The sequence below is a fragment of the Pseudomonas sp. FP2196 genome, assembly GCF_030687715.1.
GTDB lineage: Bacteria > Pseudomonadota > Gammaproteobacteria > Pseudomonadales > Pseudomonadaceae > Aquipseudomonas.
Genome location: NZ_CP117445.1, coordinates 5,500,540 through 5,515,581, shown reverse-complemented (window position 1 = coordinate 5,515,581; position 15,042 = coordinate 5,500,540). Strand labels below are relative to the sequence as shown.

The 15,042-nt window shown below is 54.6% G+C and carries 28 protein-coding genes; all 28 read left to right on the top strand.

The window, feature by feature from the left end:
- The first annotated feature begins 9 nt into the window (after positions 1–9).
- The 28 genes from rplD to bfr all read left to right on the top strand — a co-directional run bounded on the left by rplD (position 10) and on the right by bfr (position 14,981).
- The gene (gene rplD / locus PSH79_RS24770; protein WP_003228735.1) at positions 10–612 is read left to right on the top strand and encodes a 50S ribosomal protein L4; all 603 of its coding nucleotides are present in this window, start codon (positions 10–12) and stop codon (positions 610–612) included.
- Positions 609–908, top strand: a complete 300-nt coding sequence (rplW, locus tag PSH79_RS24765; protein WP_002555488.1) for a 50S ribosomal protein L23 — start codon at positions 609–611, stop codon at positions 906–908. Before rplD ends, rplW begins: the two co-directional genes overlap by 4 nt.
- Before the next feature lie 14 nt (positions 909–922).
- On the top strand, positions 923–1,747 hold the full coding sequence (gene rplB / locus PSH79_RS24760) for a 50S ribosomal protein L2 (protein ID WP_003228734.1): 825 nt from the start codon (positions 923–925) through the stop codon (positions 1,745–1,747).
- Positions 1,748–1,763: 16 nt separating this feature from the next.
- A complete protein-coding gene (rpsS, locus tag PSH79_RS24755) occupies positions 1,764–2,039 on the top strand; it encodes a 30S ribosomal protein S19 (RefSeq protein ID WP_011336172.1) in 276 nt (91 codons plus the stop codon).
- 11 nt (positions 2,040–2,050) lie between these two features.
- Positions 2,051–2,383 (top strand): 50S ribosomal protein L22, encoded by a 333-nt coding sequence (gene rplV, locus PSH79_RS24750; protein ID WP_003103908.1) that lies wholly within the window; start codon positions 2,051–2,053, stop codon positions 2,381–2,383.
- Between the two features lie 13 nt (positions 2,384–2,396).
- Complete coding sequence (rpsC, locus tag PSH79_RS24745) at positions 2,397–3,083, top strand: 30S ribosomal protein S3 (protein WP_003176422.1); 687 nt, start codon at positions 2,397–2,399, stop codon at positions 3,081–3,083.
- 12 nt (positions 3,084–3,095) lie between these two features.
- Entirely contained in the window at positions 3,096–3,509 is a 414-nt protein-coding gene (gene rplP / locus PSH79_RS24740) for a 50S ribosomal protein L16 (protein ID WP_003228729.1), read from the top strand.
- On the top strand, positions 3,509–3,700 hold the full coding sequence (rpmC, locus tag PSH79_RS24735; RefSeq protein ID WP_002555481.1) for a 50S ribosomal protein L29: 192 nt from the start codon (positions 3,509–3,511) through the stop codon (positions 3,698–3,700). The genes rplP and rpmC overlap by 1 nt, the downstream gene beginning before the upstream one ends.
- A 2-nt stretch (positions 3,701–3,702) precedes the next feature.
- On the top strand, positions 3,703–3,969 hold the full coding sequence (rpsQ, locus tag PSH79_RS24730; protein WP_003194644.1) for a 30S ribosomal protein S17: 267 nt from the start codon (positions 3,703–3,705) through the stop codon (positions 3,967–3,969).
- A 23-nt stretch (positions 3,970–3,992) separates the two neighbouring features.
- Complete coding sequence (gene rplN / locus PSH79_RS24725; RefSeq protein WP_002555479.1) at positions 3,993–4,361, top strand: 50S ribosomal protein L14; 369 nt, start codon at positions 3,993–3,995, stop codon at positions 4,359–4,361.
- 11 nt (positions 4,362–4,372) lie between these two features.
- Positions 4,373–4,687 carry a 50S ribosomal protein L24 gene (rplX, locus tag PSH79_RS24720; RefSeq protein ID WP_003186046.1) on the top strand — a complete coding sequence of 105 codons (315 nt, stop codon included), beginning with the start codon at positions 4,373–4,375 and terminating at the stop codon, positions 4,685–4,687.
- Between the two features lie 20 nt (positions 4,688–4,707).
- Entirely contained in the window at positions 4,708–5,247 is a 540-nt protein-coding gene (rplE, locus tag PSH79_RS24715; protein ID WP_003210069.1) for a 50S ribosomal protein L5, read from the top strand.
- 13 nt (positions 5,248–5,260) lie between these two features.
- The gene (gene rpsN, locus PSH79_RS24710; protein ID WP_003228726.1) at positions 5,261–5,566 is read left to right on the top strand and encodes a 30S ribosomal protein S14; all 306 of its coding nucleotides are present in this window, start codon (positions 5,261–5,263) and stop codon (positions 5,564–5,566) included.
- Between the two features lie 209 nt (positions 5,567–5,775).
- On the top strand, positions 5,776–6,168 hold the full coding sequence (rpsH, locus tag PSH79_RS24705) for a 30S ribosomal protein S8 (protein WP_007966178.1): 393 nt from the start codon (positions 5,776–5,778) through the stop codon (positions 6,166–6,168).
- Positions 6,169–6,180: 12 nt separating this feature from the next.
- Positions 6,181–6,714 carry a 50S ribosomal protein L6 gene (gene rplF, locus PSH79_RS24700; protein ID WP_003228722.1) on the top strand — a complete coding sequence of 178 codons (534 nt, stop codon included), beginning with the start codon at positions 6,181–6,183 and terminating at the stop codon, positions 6,712–6,714.
- A gap of 10 nt (positions 6,715–6,724) precedes the next feature.
- Complete coding sequence (gene rplR / locus PSH79_RS24695; RefSeq protein WP_003186037.1) at positions 6,725–7,075, top strand: 50S ribosomal protein L18; 351 nt, start codon at positions 6,725–6,727, stop codon at positions 7,073–7,075.
- 3 nt (positions 7,076–7,078) lie between these two features.
- Positions 7,079–7,579, top strand: coding sequence for a 30S ribosomal protein S5 (gene rpsE, locus PSH79_RS24690; RefSeq protein WP_003176409.1), 501 nt, complete (start codon positions 7,079–7,081; stop codon positions 7,577–7,579).
- A 2-nt stretch (positions 7,580–7,581) separates the two neighbouring features.
- Positions 7,582–7,758, top strand: a complete 177-nt coding sequence (rpmD, locus tag PSH79_RS24685; protein WP_003176408.1) for a 50S ribosomal protein L30 — start codon at positions 7,582–7,584, stop codon at positions 7,756–7,758.
- Between the two features lie 3 nt (positions 7,759–7,761).
- Positions 7,762–8,199, top strand: coding sequence for a 50S ribosomal protein L15 (gene rplO / locus PSH79_RS24680; RefSeq protein ID WP_003228720.1), 438 nt, complete (start codon positions 7,762–7,764; stop codon positions 8,197–8,199).
- Complete coding sequence (gene secY, locus PSH79_RS24675) at positions 8,200–9,528, top strand: preprotein translocase subunit SecY (RefSeq protein ID WP_150595170.1); 1,329 nt, start codon at positions 8,200–8,202, stop codon at positions 9,526–9,528. It begins immediately after the preceding gene.
- 27 nt (positions 9,529–9,555) lie between these two features.
- The gene (gene rpmJ, locus PSH79_RS24670; protein WP_002555468.1) at positions 9,556–9,672 is read left to right on the top strand and encodes a 50S ribosomal protein L36; all 117 of its coding nucleotides are present in this window, start codon (positions 9,556–9,558) and stop codon (positions 9,670–9,672) included.
- Between the two features lie 130 nt (positions 9,673–9,802).
- The gene (rpsM, locus tag PSH79_RS24665) at positions 9,803–10,159 is read left to right on the top strand and encodes a 30S ribosomal protein S13 (RefSeq protein ID WP_003186020.1); all 357 of its coding nucleotides are present in this window, start codon (positions 9,803–9,805) and stop codon (positions 10,157–10,159) included.
- Between the two features lie 30 nt (positions 10,160–10,189).
- The gene (gene rpsK, locus PSH79_RS24660; RefSeq protein ID WP_002555466.1) at positions 10,190–10,579 is read left to right on the top strand and encodes a 30S ribosomal protein S11; all 390 of its coding nucleotides are present in this window, start codon (positions 10,190–10,192) and stop codon (positions 10,577–10,579) included.
- 18 nt (positions 10,580–10,597) lie between these two features.
- Positions 10,598–11,218, top strand: coding sequence for a 30S ribosomal protein S4 (gene rpsD / locus PSH79_RS24655; RefSeq protein WP_003176404.1), 621 nt, complete (start codon positions 10,598–10,600; stop codon positions 11,216–11,218).
- A gap of 22 nt (positions 11,219–11,240) precedes the next feature.
- Entirely contained in the window at positions 11,241–12,242 is a 1,002-nt protein-coding gene (gene rpoA / locus PSH79_RS24650) for a DNA-directed RNA polymerase subunit alpha (protein WP_003186012.1), read from the top strand.
- 42 nt (positions 12,243–12,284) lie between these two features.
- A complete protein-coding gene (gene rplQ / locus PSH79_RS24645; protein ID WP_003176402.1) occupies positions 12,285–12,671 on the top strand; it encodes a 50S ribosomal protein L17 in 387 nt (128 codons plus the stop codon).
- A 240-nt stretch (positions 12,672–12,911) separates the two neighbouring features.
- Positions 12,912–14,366 carry a catalase gene (locus tag PSH79_RS24640; RefSeq protein ID WP_305440072.1) on the top strand — a complete coding sequence of 485 codons (1,455 nt, stop codon included), beginning with the start codon at positions 12,912–12,914 and terminating at the stop codon, positions 14,364–14,366.
- A gap of 150 nt (positions 14,367–14,516) precedes the next feature.
- Entirely contained in the window at positions 14,517–14,981 is a 465-nt protein-coding gene (gene bfr, locus PSH79_RS24635; protein ID WP_025109504.1) for a bacterioferritin, read from the top strand.
- The last annotated feature ends 61 nt before the right edge of the window (positions 14,982–15,042 follow it).

Sequence of the window (15,042 nt, the reverse complement as noted above, 5' to 3'; positions counted from 1 at the left end):
GAAGCTGACATGCAATTAAATGTAAATGACGCTCAAGCGATCGAAGTTTCCGAACTGACATTTGGCGGCGAATTCAACGAGACGCTGGTTCACCAAGCAGTCGTGGCCTACATGGCTGGCGGCCGTCAAGGTAGCAAGCAGCAAAAGACCCGTTCCGACGTTCGTGGTGGCGGTAAGCGCCCATGGCGTCAGAAAGGTACTGGCCGTGCTCGTGCCGGTACTATCCGTAGCCCAATCTGGCGTGGCGGCGGTACCACTTTCGCAGCTCGTCCTCAGGATCACTCCCAGAAGCTGAACAAGAAGATGTATCGCGCAGCAATGCGTTCCATCCTTGCTGAGCTGGTGCGTACTGATCGTCTGGTCGTGGTTCAGGATTTCGCAGTTGAAACTCCGAAAACCAAAGATCTGCTGGGCAAGCTGAACAACATGAGCCTGACCGATGTTCTCATCGTGTCGGACGCTGTTGATCAGAACCTGTACCTGGCTGCTCGTAACCTGCCGCACGTAGATGTACGTGACGTTCAAGGTTCCGATCCAGTTAGTCTGATCGCATACGACAAGGTGTTGATCACCGTGTCGGCCGTGAAGAAATTCGAGGAGCTGCTGGGATGAACCAGGAACGCGTATTTAAAGTTCTGCTTGGCCCGCACGTTTCCGAGAAGGCTACGGTTCTGGCAGACAAGAAAGGCCAGTTCGTTTTCAAGGTTGCTACTGACGCAACCAAGCTGGAAATCAAGAAGGCCGTCGAAAGCCTGTTCAGCGTGAAAGTAGAGCGCGTCACTACCCTGAATGTTCTGGGTAAGAGCAAGCGCACTGCTCGCGGTCTGGGCAAGCGTAATGACTGGAAGAAGGCAGTTATCTCCCTTCAGCCAGGCCAAGATCTCGATTTCAGCAGCAGTGCTGAGTAAGGAAGGGGTGCATCATGGCAATCGTTAAATGCAAACCGACTTCCCCTGGCCGCCGTTTTGTGGTCAAGGTGGTCAACCAGGAGCTGCATAAAGGCGCTCCTCACGCACCGCTGCTCGAGAAAAAATCGAAGACTGGTGGTCGTAACAACAATGGCCGTATTACCACTCGTCACATCGGTGGTGGTCATAAGCAGCATTATCGTATGGTCGATTTCCGTCGCAACGACAAAGATGGCATCGTCGCCACTGTCGAGCGTATCGAATACGATCCAAACCGTACTGCTCACATCGCACTGCTCTGCTACGCAGACGGCGAGCGCCGCTACATCATCGCCCCTAAAGGCGTGAGTGCTGGCGACCAGCTGATCGCAGGCGCTCTGGCTCCAATCAAGCCAGGTAACGCTCTGCAACTGCGCAACATTCCAGTCGGTTCTACCGTACACGGCATCGAACTGAAGCCAGGTAAAGGTGCACAGATCGCACGTTCCGCTGGTGCTTCGGCTCAGCTGATCGCTCGTGAAGGTGTCTACGTGACCCTGCGTCTGCGTTCCGGTGAAATGCGTAAAGTCCTGGCTGAATGCCGTGCGACCCTGGGTGAAGTCTCGAACTCCGAGCACAGCCTGCGTTCGCTGGGTAAAGCTGGTGCCAAACGCTGGCGTGGCGTTCGCCCAACCGTTCGTGGTGTTGCCATGAACCCGGTTGACCACCCACATGGTGGTGGTGAAGGTCGTACCTCTGGTGGTCGTCATCCGGTATCGCCATGGGGCTTCCCGACTAAGGGCGCGAAGACTCGTGGTAATAAGCGTACCGACAAAATGATCGTCCGTCGTCGCAAGTAAATAGAGGGATACGACAGTGCCACGTTCTCTGAAAAAAGGTCCTTTTATTGATCTTCACCTACTGAAGAAGATCGAAGTGGCGGCGGAAAAGAACGATCGCAAACCAATTAAAACCTGGTCGCGTCGTTCCATGATCCTGCCACAAATGGTCGGTCTGACCATCGCAGTACACAACGGTCGTCAGCACGTCCCAGTTCTCGTTAACGAAGACATGGTCGGCCACAAACTGGGCGAGTTCGCCGGTACCCGCAACTATCGCGGGCACGTGGCTGACAAGAAAGCCAAGCGTTAAGGGGTAAGGAAATGGAAGTAGCCGCTAAGTTGTCGGGCGCTCGAATCTCCGCCCAGAAAGCCCGCTTGGTCGCCGACCAGATCCGCGGGAAGAAGGTGGGCGAAGCGCTCAACCTGTTGGCTTTCAGCAGTAAGAAAGCCGCCGAGATCATGAAGAAAGTGCTGGAGTCGGCCGTAGCCAACGCCGAGCATAACGAAGGCGCAGACGTTGATGACCTTAAGGTCAGCACCGTATTCGTCAACGAAGGGCGTTCGCTGAAGCGCATCATGCCACGTGCCAAAGGCCGTGCTGATCGCATCGTCAAGCGGTCTTGCCATATCACTGTCAAGGTTGCTGACAAGTAACGGAGTCGAAGAGATGGGTCAGAAAGTACATCCCATTGGCATTCGCCTGGGAATCGTCAAGGAGCACACCTCCGTCTGGTACGCAGACGGTCGGACTTATGCGGACTACTTGTTCGCAGATCTGAAAGTGCGTGAGTATCTCCAAGACAAACTAAAAAGCGCGTCCGTAAGCCGTATCGATATCCATCGTCCGGCCCAAACTGCACGCATCACCATCCACACCGCTCGTCCAGGTATCGTTATCGGGAAGAAAGGTGAAGATGTTGAGAAACTGCGTCAGGACCTGACCAAGCAAATGGGTGTGCCTGTGCACATCAATATCGAAGAGATCCGCAAGCCGGAGCTCGACGGTATGCTGGTTGCGCAGAGCGTAGCTCAGCAGCTGGAGCGTCGTGTAATGTTCCGTCGCGCTATGAAGCGCGCAGTACAGAACGCCATGCGCATTGGTGCCAAAGGCATCAAAATCCAAGTGAGCGGTCGTCTCGGCGGTGCTGAAATCGCACGTACTGAATGGTATCGCGAAGGTCGTGTGCCATTGCACACCCTGCGTGCCGACATCGACTATGCCAACTACGAAGCTCACACCACCTACGGTGTGATCGGTGTAAAGGTTTGGATCTTCAAAGGCGAAGTAATTGGTGGTCGCCAAGAAGAGCTGAAGCCACAAGCACCAGCGCCTCGTAAAAAAGCTGCTAAGTAAGGGGTACGCCAAATGTTGCAACCAAAGCGTACGAAGTTCCGCAAGCAGATGACCGGCCACAACCGTGGTCTGGCACTGCGCGGTAGCAAAGTCAGCTTCGGCGAGTTCGCGCTGAAGTCTGTTGCTCGTGGTCGTCTCACCGCTCGTCAGATCGAGTCAGCGCGTCGTGCTCTGACCCGTCACGTAAAACGTGGCGGCAAGATCTGGATCCGTGTATTCCCGGACAAGCCGATCTCCAAAAAACCTCTCGAGGTTCGTATGGGTAAAGGTAAGGGTAACGTGGAGTACTGGGTTGCCCAGATTCAGCCAGGCAAAGTCCTGTATGAAATCGAGGGTGTTTCTGAAGAGCTGGCGCGTGAGGCTTTCGCCCTGGCTGCTGCAAAGCTGCCGCTCGCCACCTCCTTTGTTAAACGGACGGTGATGTGATGAAAGCGAATGAACTTCGTGAAAAATCCGCACAGCAGCTGAACGAGCAACTGCTCGGCTTGCTGCGCGACCAGTTCAATCTGCGTATGCAGAAAGCAACTGGCCAGTTGGGGCAGTCTCATCTGCTCTCGCAAGTTAAGCGTGACATCGCTCGCGTGAAGACTGTGCTCAACCAGCAGGCAGGTAAGTAATCATGGCTGAAGCCGAAAAAACTGTCCGTACGCTGACTGGCCGTGTTGTCAGCGACAAGATGGACAAAACCATCACCGTTCTGATCGAGCGTCGCGTTAAGCACCCGATCTACGGTAAATACGTTAAGCGTTCGACTAAGCTGCACGCGCACGACGAAACCAATCAGTGCCACATCGGCGACAAAGTCACTATTCGTGAAACTCGTCCGATGGCCAAGACCAAGTCTTGGGCGCTGGTTGATGTTCTCGAACGCGCTGTGGAAGTCTAAGGGCTAGGGGTCGGAGAAATTATATGATTCAGACTCAATCCATGCTCGATGTGGCCGATAACAGCGGCGCTCGCCGTGTTATGTGCATCAAGGTGCTGGGTGGCTCCCATCGTCGTTACGCTGGTATCGGTGACATCATCAAAGTTACCGTCAAGGAAGCAATTCCTCGCGGTAAAGTGAAAAAAGGCCAAGTGATGACTGCTGTTGTAGTCCGCACTCGTCACGGCGTACGTCGTGCTGATGGCTCCATTATCCGCTTTGATGGCAACGCTGCTGTTCTTCTGAACAACAAGCAAGAGCCGATCGGCACCCGTATCTTTGGGCCAGTGACCCGTGAACTTCGTACTGAGAAGTTCATGAAGATCGTCTCGCTCGCCCCAGAAGTGCTGTAAGGAGATCCGACATGCAAAAGATTCGTCGTGACGACGAGATCATCGTGATCGCCGGCAAAGACAAAGGTAAGCGCGGTAAGGTGCTGAAGGTTCTTGCTGACAACCGTCTGGTTGTTGGTGGTCTGAACCTGGTCAAGCGTCATACCAAGCCTAACCCGATGTCGGGCGTACAAGGCGGTATCGTCGAGAAAGAAGCGCCACTGCACGCTTCTAACGTCGCCATCTTCAATGGCGAAACCAACAAGGCTGACCGCGTTGGTTTCAAAGTAGAAGACGGTAAAAAAATTCGTGTCTTCAAGTCGACCCAAAAAGCGGTTGATGCTTGAACACTGCTAGGTAGAAGACCATGGCACGACTAAAAGAGATTTACCGGAAGGAAATCGCTCCGAAACTTAAGGAAGAACTTAAGCTTTCGAACGTGATGGAAGTTCCGCGCGTTACCAAGATCACCCTGAACATGGGTCTGGGCGAAGCGATCGGCGACAAAAAAGTCATCGAGCACGCTGTTGCTGACCTGGAAAAGATCACCGGCCAGAAAGTCGTTGTGACCTACGCTCGTAAATCCATCGCTGGCTTCAAAGTCCGCGAAGGATGGCCGATCGGCGTCAAAGTGACTCTGCGCCGCGAGCGTATGTACGAGTTCCTGGATCGTCTGCTGTCGATCTCCCTGCCTCGGGTTCGCGACTTCCGCGGCCTGAATGCCAAGTCCTTCGATGGTCGTGGTAACTACAGCATGGGCGTGAAAGAGCAGATCATTTTCCCGGAAATCGATTACGACAAGATCGATGCTCTCCGCGGTCTGGACATTACCCTGACCACCACTGCCAAGAACGATGATGAAGGCCGCGCTCTGCTGCGTGCTTTCAAATTCCCGTTCCGCAACTGATTGGAGTAGGAAAATGGCCAAGAAGAGCATGAAAAACCGTGAGCTGAAGCGTCAGCTCACCGTTGCCAAGTACGCCACCAAGCGTGCAGCGCTGAAAGCTATCATCGTCGATCTGAACGCAAGTCCAGAAGCGCGTTGGGAAGCTACCGTAGCCCTGCAGAAGCAACCACGTGACGCAAGCGCTTCGCGCATGCGTAACCGTTGCCGCCTGACTGGTCGTCCGCACGGCGTTTACCGCAAGTTCGGCCTTGGCCGTAACAAGCTGCGTGAAGCTGCAATGCGTGGTGACGTTCCAGGTCTGGTTAAAGCCAGCTGGTAATCGTTGTCAAAGCCTTGATGGTCGGGTTTGCAAGAACCTGACCATCGGTGGCCTTGAATTTGAATCAAGCCCCTTTTGGGGCTTGATTCATTTCTGGGGTGTGTCTAGAATGACCGGCTCGCCTGAGCCCGTGTTTTTCATGCCCGGAAGTTCTCGGCGACAAGTAGTAGCCGCAAGGCTAATTTTTCTGTATTAGGAGCGTCTAGCCCATGAGTATGCAGGACCCGTTAGCGGACATGCTAACTCGAATCCGTAATGCCCAGATGGCTGAAAAGTCTGTCGTAAGCATGCCGTCTTCCACGCTGAAGGTGGCTGTAGCAAAAGTCCTGAAGGACGAAGGTTACATCGCGGATTTTCAGATCACCACCGACGCTAAGCCGTCGTTGTCCATCTCGCTGAAGTACTTCGAAGGCCGTCCGGTTATCGAAGAAGTGAAGCGCGTTAGTCGTCCAGGCCTGCGTCAGTACAAGTCCGTTGAAGATCTGCCGAAAGTTCGTGGCGGTCTTGGCGTGTCTATCGTCTCCACCAACAAAGGTGTGATGACGGATCGTGCTGCGCGCGCTGCCGGTGTCGGCGGCGAAGTTCTTTGCACTGTGTTCTAAGGGGGGATAAGCATGTCTCGCGTCGCTAAGAACCCCGTTAAGCTGCCAGCCGGTGTCGAAGTAAAATTCGCAGGCCAACAGCTTTCGGTGAAGGGTGCCAAGGGTACTCTTGAACTGAACATCCATTCGTCCGTTGAGATTGTTGAAGAAGCTGGTGAGCTGCGTTTTGCTGCTCGCAATGGCGATCAACAGACTCGCGCAATGGCCGGTACCACGCGTGCGTTGGTAAACAACATGGTCCAAGGCGTAAGCCAAGGCTTCGAGCGCAAGCTCCAGCTGGTCGGTGTTGGTTACAAAGCGCAAGCAAAAGGTCAGGTTTTGAACCTGGCTCTTGGCTTCTCGCACCCAGTGGATTACGAACTGCCGGAAGGCATCACCGCTGAGACTCCTAGCCAGACCGATATCCTGATCAAGGGCATCGACAAGCAGCTGGTAGGTCAAGTGGCCGCCGAGATCCGCGACTTCCGTCCACCAGAGCCGTACAAAGGCAAAGGTGTGCGCTACGCGGACGAAGTCGTCCGTCGTAAAGAAGCCAAGAAGAAGTAGGGCATAGCAAATGACCGACAAAAAAGTTACTCGACTGCGTCGCGCTCGCAAAGCACGCCTGAAAATGCACGAACTCGAAGTCGTGCGTCTCTGTGTGTTCCGCTCTTCGCAGCACATCTACGCCCAGGTCATCTCGGCCGACGGCAACAAAGTCCTGGCAAGCGCCTCGACTTTGGATAAAGAACTGCGTGATGGTGCCACTGGCAACATCGACGCGGCCACAAAGGTTGGCCAGCTGGTCGCTACGCGTGCTAAGGCCGCTGGCGTCTCGCAAGTGGCTTTCGACCGCTCTGGCTTCAAGTACCACGGCCGCGTTAAAGCGCTGGCTGATGCTGCTCGTGAAGCTGGGCTGGAGTTCTAAGTTATGTCAAATAACGACCAAAAGCGCGACGAAGGCTACATCGAGAAGCTGGTTCAAGTTAACCGCGTAGCCAAAACCGTTAAAGGCGGCCGTATCTTCACTTTCACCGCGTTGACCGTGGTTGGTGATGGTAAAGGGCGTGTTGGCTTCGGCCGTGGCAAGTCGCGTGAAGTGCCTGCTGCGATCCAGAAGGCAATGGAAGCTGCTCGCCGCAACATGATTCAAGTTGACCTGAACGGCACAACTCTGCAGTACGCAATGAAGTCCGCTCACGGCGCTTCGAAGGTGTACATGCAGCCTGCTTCTGAAGGTACCGGTATCATCGCTGGCGGCGCTATGCGTGCTGTCCTTGAAGTTGCTGGCGTTCAGAACGTTCTGGCCAAGTGCTACGGCTCGACTAACCCGGTAAACGTGGTTCACGCCACTTTCAAGGGTCTGAAAGCCATGCAATCTCCTGAGTCCATCGCTGCAAAGCGTGGCCTGACTGTCAAGGAGATCTTCTGATCATGGCTACCGTTAAAGTAACGCTGATCAAAAGCATGACCGGCCGCATCCCTAACCACAAATTGTGCGTTAAGGGTCTGGGTCTGCGTCGCATCGGTCACACTGTAGAAGTCCAGGATACTCCCGAGAATCGCGGGATGATCAACAAGGCTTACTACATGCTGCGTGTCGAGGGTTAATCGATGAAACTCAATGATCTGAGTCCAGCGCCGGGTTCCCGTCGCGAAAAGCATCGTCCGGGCCGTGGTATCGGTAGCGGTTTGGGTAAGACTGGTGGCCGTGGTCACAAAGGTCAGACCTCCCGCTCCGGTGGCACCATCGCTCCAGGCTTTGAAGGCGGTCAACAGCCGCTGCATCGTCGCCTGCCGAAGTTCGGTTTCGTTTCCCTGAAAGCCATGGACCGCGCAGAAGTGCGTCTGTCCGAGCTGGCTAAAGTGGAAGGCGACATCGTCACCGTGCAGTCCCTGAAAGATGCCAACGTGATCAACGTCAACGTACAGCGTGTGAAAATCATGCTGTCCGGTGAAGTGACTCGCGCTGTCACTATCGGCAAGGGAATCGGCGCCACCAAAGGTGCGCGTGCGGCTATCGAAGCAGCTGGCGGCAAGTTCGAGGAATAAATGGCTAAGCAAGGTGCTCTCTCTGCGCTCGGCAAAGGCGGTATGTCTGAACTCTGGGCTCGTCTGCGTTTTCTGTTCCTGGCGATTATCGTCTACCGAATAGGCGCACACATCCCGGTTCCAGGTATCAACCCGGACCGACTCGCAGAACTGTTTCGACAGAATGAGGGGACCATTCTTAGCTTGTTCAACATGTTCTCCGGCGGCGCGCTGGAGCGGATGAGTATCTTTGCACTGGGGATCATGCCGTACATTTCGGCATCGATCATCATGCAGCTGATGACAGCCGTCAGCCCGCAGCTGGAGCAGTTGAAGAAGGAAGGTGAAGCTGGGCGTCGCAAGATTGCTCAGTACACCCGCTACGGCACTGTCGTTCTCGCTCTCGTTCAGGCAATTGGCATGTCCATTGGTCTGGCGGGGCAGGGCGTATCGTTCACTGGTGACTTTGGCTTCCATTTCGTCGCGGTATCCACTTTTGTGGCTGGTGCGATGTTTATGATGTGGCTGGGTGAGCAGATTACTGAGCGTGGTGTTGGCAACGGTATCTCGATGTTGATTTTCGCAGGTATCGTCGCCGGTCTTCCGAGAGCGATCGGGCAGTCTTTCGAGTCTGCGCGTCAGGGTGATATCAACATTTTTGCCCTGGTTGCGATCGGTTTGCTGGCAGTAGCGATTATCGGTTTTGTGGTGTTCATTGAGCGTGGTCAGCGTCGTATTGCTGTTCACTACGCCAAGCGTCAGCAGGGCCGCAAGGTCTTTGCTGCGCAGACTAGCCACTTGCCGCTGAAGGTGAACATGGCCGGTGTTATTCCGGCTATTTTCGCGAGCAGCATTTTGCTGTTCCCGGCTTCGTTGGGTACCTGGTTCGGTCAGTCTGAAGGTATGGGCTGGTTGCAGGACATCTCGCAGTCGATCGCTCCTGGTCAGCCGTTGAATATTCTGCTGTTTAGTGCAGGGATTATTTTCTTCTGCTTCTTCTATACGGCGTTGATGTTCAATCCGAAAGACGTAGCGGAAAACCTGAAGAAGTCCGGTGCCTTTATTCCGGGCATCCGTCCAGGCGAGCAGTCGGCGCGCTACATTGATGGCGTTCTGACCCGTTTGACCCTGTTCGGTGCTCTATATATGACGGCCGTATGTCTGTTGCCCCAGTTCCTGGTGGTTGCGGCAAACGTTCCGTTCTACCTTGGCGGGACCTCGTTGCTGATCGTGGTCGTGGTTGTGATGGACTTCATGTCCCAAGTACAATCGCACCTCGTTTCGCACCAGTACGAATCCCTGATGAAGAAAGCCAACCTGAAGGGTTACGGCAGCGGCATGTTGCGCTGAGTACCCATAAGGTTCGAGGAGTTGGTGATGAAAGTTCGTGCATCGGTGAAAAAGCTGTGCCGTAACTGCAAGATTATTCGCCGCGAAGGTGTTGTTCGAGTAATTTGCAGCGCGGAACCGCGTCACAAACAGCGCCAAGGCTGAGTGTGATTGTGCTTCAAGCCCGGTAGCTAGTGCGCTACCGGGTTGATTATTTGTTATTACAGCGATATTATCTCGCGCCCTATTTCTTGGCTTCCGGGGCGTAGGTAGCTGTCAATTGGAGTCCCACTGAATGGCCCGTATTGCAGGCGTTAACATTCCAGATAACAAGCATACTGTTATCTCGCTGACCTACATCTATGGTGTTGGTCGCACTACTGCACAGAAGATCTGTGCAGTGACTGGGGTAAACCCAGCAGCAAAGATCAAAGATCTGAGCGACGAGCAAATTGAACAGCTGCGTGGCGAAGTGGCGAAGTTCACCACTGAAGGTGATCTGCGTCGCGAAATCAACATGAAAATCAAGCGCTTGATGGACCTCGGTTGCTATCGCGGTCTGCGTCATCGTCGCGGTCTTCCAGTGCGCGGTCAGCGTACCAAGACCAACGCGCGTACCCGTAAAGGTCCGCGTAAGCCGATCCGCAAGTAATCGCCCCAGCGAATCGACAGGAATTTAATCATGGCAAAACCTGCTGCTCGTCCTCGTAAAAAAGTTAAAAAGACAGTGGTTGATGGCATCGCCCACATCCATGCATCTTTTAACAACACCATCGTGACCATTACCGACCGTCAAGGTAACGCTCTTTCTTGGGCTACCTCCGGTGGTTCGGGTTTCCGCGGTTCCCGCAAGTCCACCCCGTTTGCTGCTCAAGTAGCTGCTGAACGTGCTGGTCAAGCTGCGCTGGAATATGGCCTGAAAAACCTCGACGTTAATGTCAAAGGTCCAGGTCCAGGTCGTGAATCCGCAGTCCGCGCTTTGAACGGCTGTGGCTACAAGATCGCCAGCATCACCGACGTGACGCCAATCCCGCACAACGGGTGCCGTCCGCCGAAGAAGCGCCGCGTGTAATCCAGGAGATTGTAAAGAATGGCTCGTTACATTGGTCCAAAATGCAAACTCGCTCGTCGCGAAGGCACCGATCTCTTCCTGAAGAGCGGCGTGCGCGCGATCGAATCGAAGTGCAACATTGAAGCAGCACCTGGTATCCACGGCCAACGCCGCGGTCGCCAGTCCGATTACGGCACCCAACTGCGTGAAAAGCAGAAGGTCCGTCGTATCTACGGCGTTCTCGAGCGTCAGTTCAGCGGCTACTACAAAGAAGCTGCTGGCAAGAAAGGTGCAACCGGTGAAAACCTGCTGCAACTGCTCGAATGCCGTCTGGACAACGTTGTATACCGTATGGGCTTTGGTTCGACTCGTGCCGAATCCCGCCAGCTGGTATCGCACAAGTCGATCAGCGTTAACGGTCAGACCGTAAACGTTCCGTCGTATCAGGTTCGTGCTGGTGACGTGGTTGCAGTTCGCGAGAAAGCAAAAAACCAACTTCGCATTGTCCAAGCTCTCGATCTGTGTGCCCAACGTGGCCGCGTAGAATGGGTAGAAGTAGACACTGAGAAGAAGTCGGGCGTTTTCAAGAACGTTCCTGCTCGCAGTGATCTGTCCGCCGACATCAACGAAAGCCTGATTGTCGAGCTCTACTCCAAGTAAGGGCTAGAAAATAGGTGCATCCATGCAGATTTCGGTAAATGAGTTCCTGACACCCCGCCACATTGATGTGCAGGTTGTCAGTCCAACCCGCGCCAAGATCACTCTCGAGCCTCTCGAGCGTGGTTTTGGCCACACCCTGGGCAACGCGCTGCGACGCATCCTGTTGTCCTCAATGCCCGGCTGCGCAGTAGTCGAGGCCGAGATTGACGGTGTGCTCCACGAGTACAGCGCCATCGAAGGTGTACAGGAAGACGTAATTGAAATCCTGTTGAACCTTAAAGGTCTGGCCATCAAGCTGCACGGTCGTGACGAAGTTACGCTGACCTTGTCGAAGAAGGGTTCGGGGGTGGTTACCGCTGCCGATATTCAGCTGGATCATGATGTCGAGATCGTTAATCCCGATCACGTAATCGCTAACCTGGCGTCTAACGGCGCCCTGAACATGAAGCTCACTGTAGCTCGTGGTCGTGGTTATGAACCAGCCGACTCGCGTCAGAGCGATGAAGACGAAAGCCGCAGCATCGGTCGCTTGCAGCTTGACTCTTCGTTCAGCCCGGTTCGCCGTATTGCATACGTGGTGGAAAACGCCCGTGTCGAGCAGCGTACCAACCTGGACAAGCTGGTTATTGATCTGGAAACCAACGGTACTCTGGATCCTGAAGAGGCTATCCGCCGCGCTGCAACCATTCTGCAACAGCAGTTGGCTGCGTTCGTCGACCTCAAGGGTGACAGTGAGCCAGTGGTTGTCGAGCAGGAAGACGAGATCGATCCGATCCTGCTTCGCCCGGTTGACGATCTGGAACTGACTGTACGTTCGGCTAACTGCCTTAAGGCGGAAAACATCTACTACATCGGCGACCTGATTCAGCGTACCGAAGTAGAGCTGTTGAAGACTCCGAACCTTGGCAAGAAATCCTTGACTGAAATCAAGGACGTTCTGGCCTCCCGCGGTCTGTCCCTCGGCATGCGCCTCGACAACTGGCCGCCTGCAAGTCTTAAGAAGGACGACAAGGCGACTGCCTGATCGTCGTAATCACCGAACGTAGTGTTTGGTAAGGAATGAACCATGCGTCATCGTAAAAGTGGTCGTCACCTGAGCCGCACCAGCTCGCACCGCAAGGCCATGTTCCAAAACATGGCGGTGTCGCTGTTCGAGCACGAGCTGATCAAAACTACTCTGCCAAAAGCCAAAGAACTGCGCCGCGTTGCCGAGCCGCTGATCACTTTGGCCAAGACAGACAGCCTGGCTAACCGCCGTCTGGCTTTCGACCGTACTCGTTCGAAAGCTATCGTTGGTAAGCTCTTCAACGACCTGGGCAAGCGTTACGCTACCCGTGAGGGTGGCTACCTGCGCATCCTCAAGTGCGGTTTCCGCGCTGGCGACAACGCGCCTATGGCGTACGTCGAGTTGGTTGATCGTGCTACTGCCGGCGAAGCTGTATCCGCCGAGTAAGACGTCAGTCTGAAACGAAGAACCGGGCCTAGTGCCCGGTTTTTTGTGTCTGCAAGAAAATGATTGGTTCGTACAAGCTTCTGACATTGTTCTGTTGTCACTATGTGCTGGGAAACATAATTAGTAATTATCTATCGATGTCTACAAGCTAATGAATTTGTAGGTGTCACATTGATGATTAATACTTCCCACCAGGCCGATTAGCCGGCAGTTCCAAGACTGACAGAGGATGAAGACCATATGAGCCAGAACAAAACGCTGACGACCGCCAGTGGCGCACCTGTCGCCGATAACCAGAATTCTCGCTCCGCCGGCCTGCGTGGCCCGCTGCTGCTCGACGATTTTCACCTGATCGAGAAGCTTGCTCACTTCAACCGTGAAAATATTCCTGAGCGCCGTGTGCACGCCAAAGGCTCGGGTGCTTACGGTACTTTCACCGTTACTCGCGATATCACTGAGTACACCAGCGCCAAGCTCTTTGAGTCTGTCGGCAAGCAGACCCCAACCTTCCTGCGCTTCTCCACCGTGGGGGGCGAGCGTGGTTCGGCTGATACCGAGCGCGATCCGCGTGGCTTTGCGCTGAAGTTCTACACCGAGGAAGGCAACTGGGACATCGTCGGTAACAACACGCCTGTGTTCTTCATTCGCGATCCGCTGAAGTTTCCAGACTTCATCCACACGCAAAAGCGCCTGCCGCAAAGCAACCTGAAAAGTGCGCAGATGATGTGGGATTTCTGGTCGCACTCCCCGGAAGCATTGCACCAGGTCACCATCCTGTTCTCTGATCGCGGCATTCCTGATGGCTACCGCCACATGCATGGCTTCGGTAGCCATACCTACAGCCTGATCAGCGCCAAAGGCGAGCGTCACTGGGTGAAATGGCACTACAAGACTAAACAAGGGATCAAGAACCTTGCGCCGGCAGATGCCGCGCGTTTGGCAGGCACCGACCCGGACTACGCCCAGCGAGATCTGTTCGAAGCGATCGAGCGCGGTGATTTCCCGAAATGGCGTGTGTGCATTCAGATCATGACCGAAGCCCAGGCTGCGGCGCATTACGAGAACCCTTTCGACGTGACCAAGACCTGGTCGCAGAAAGAGTTTCCACTGATTGAAGTCGGTGAGCTGGAACTGAACCGTAACCCGCTGAACTACTTCGCCGAAGTAGAACAAGCTGCATTCGGCCCGAGCAACATGGTGCCAGGCGTCGGTCTGTCGCCAGACCGCATGCTGCAAGGTCGCGTGTTCGCTTATGCCGATGCCCACCGCTATCGTGTTGGCACCAATCACCAGCAGTTGCCGGTGAATGCTCCGCGCAGTCCGGTGAATACCTATCAGCGCGATGGCTCGATGGCCTTTGGCAGCAACGGTGGGGCGGCGCCTAACTACGAGCCGAACAGCTACGTTGAATCGCCAAAGCAAGCTCCGCACTATGCTGAGCCTGCGTTGGCCCTGAGCGGCGCAGCGGATCGTTACGATCACCGCGAAGACACCGATTACTACAGCCACGCCGGTGCGCTGTTTCGCCTGATGAACGACGAGCAGAGAGCCTTGCTGGTCAGCAACATCGCAGGCGCCATGAGCGGAGTTTCGCCTGACGTAGTCGACCGTCAATTGCAGCACTTCTACAAAGCCGATCCGGCGTATGGAGAAGCAATCGCAAAGCTGCTCAGCGTACAGCTTAACGAAGTCTAAACGAGAAGCAGAACCGCCCGCATTAAGGGCGGTTTTTGCGTTATTTAGGCTGCTTTTCTCAGAATATCTTCGCTTTTATTGCGCGAAGTGGGTGACCTTGCAGTCAGCTTGGTTCAAACTACAGACTTTCAAGCAGGGAGATGTAGGGCGATGCAAGGCCACCCAGACGTTATCGATTACCTCAACACGTTGCTGACCGGCGAACTGGCCGCGCGTGACCAATATTTTGTTCATTCGCGGATGTATGAGGACTGGGGGTTCACCAAGCTCTACGAGCGAATCAATCACGAGATGGAAGAAGAAGCCGGTCACGCTGATGCGTTGATGCGCCGAATTCTGATGCTCGAAGGTACGCCGCGCATGCGTCCGGATGATCTGGATGTCGGCACCACCGTGCCGGAGATGCTCGAAGCAGATCTGCGTCTTGAGTACAAAGTTCGCGCCGCGCTGTGCAAAGGCATCGAGTTGTGCGAGCAGCACAAAGACTATGTCAGTCGTGAGATCCTGCGGATTCAGCTGAACGACACCGAAGAAGATCACACTTACTGGCTGGAAAAGCAGTTGGGCCTGATTAAACTGATCGGTCTCGAGAACTACCTGCAATCCCATACCTGATTGCAAAAGATACAAAAAAGCCCCTGTCACTGATGAAGTGACAGGGGCTTTTTCATGCTCG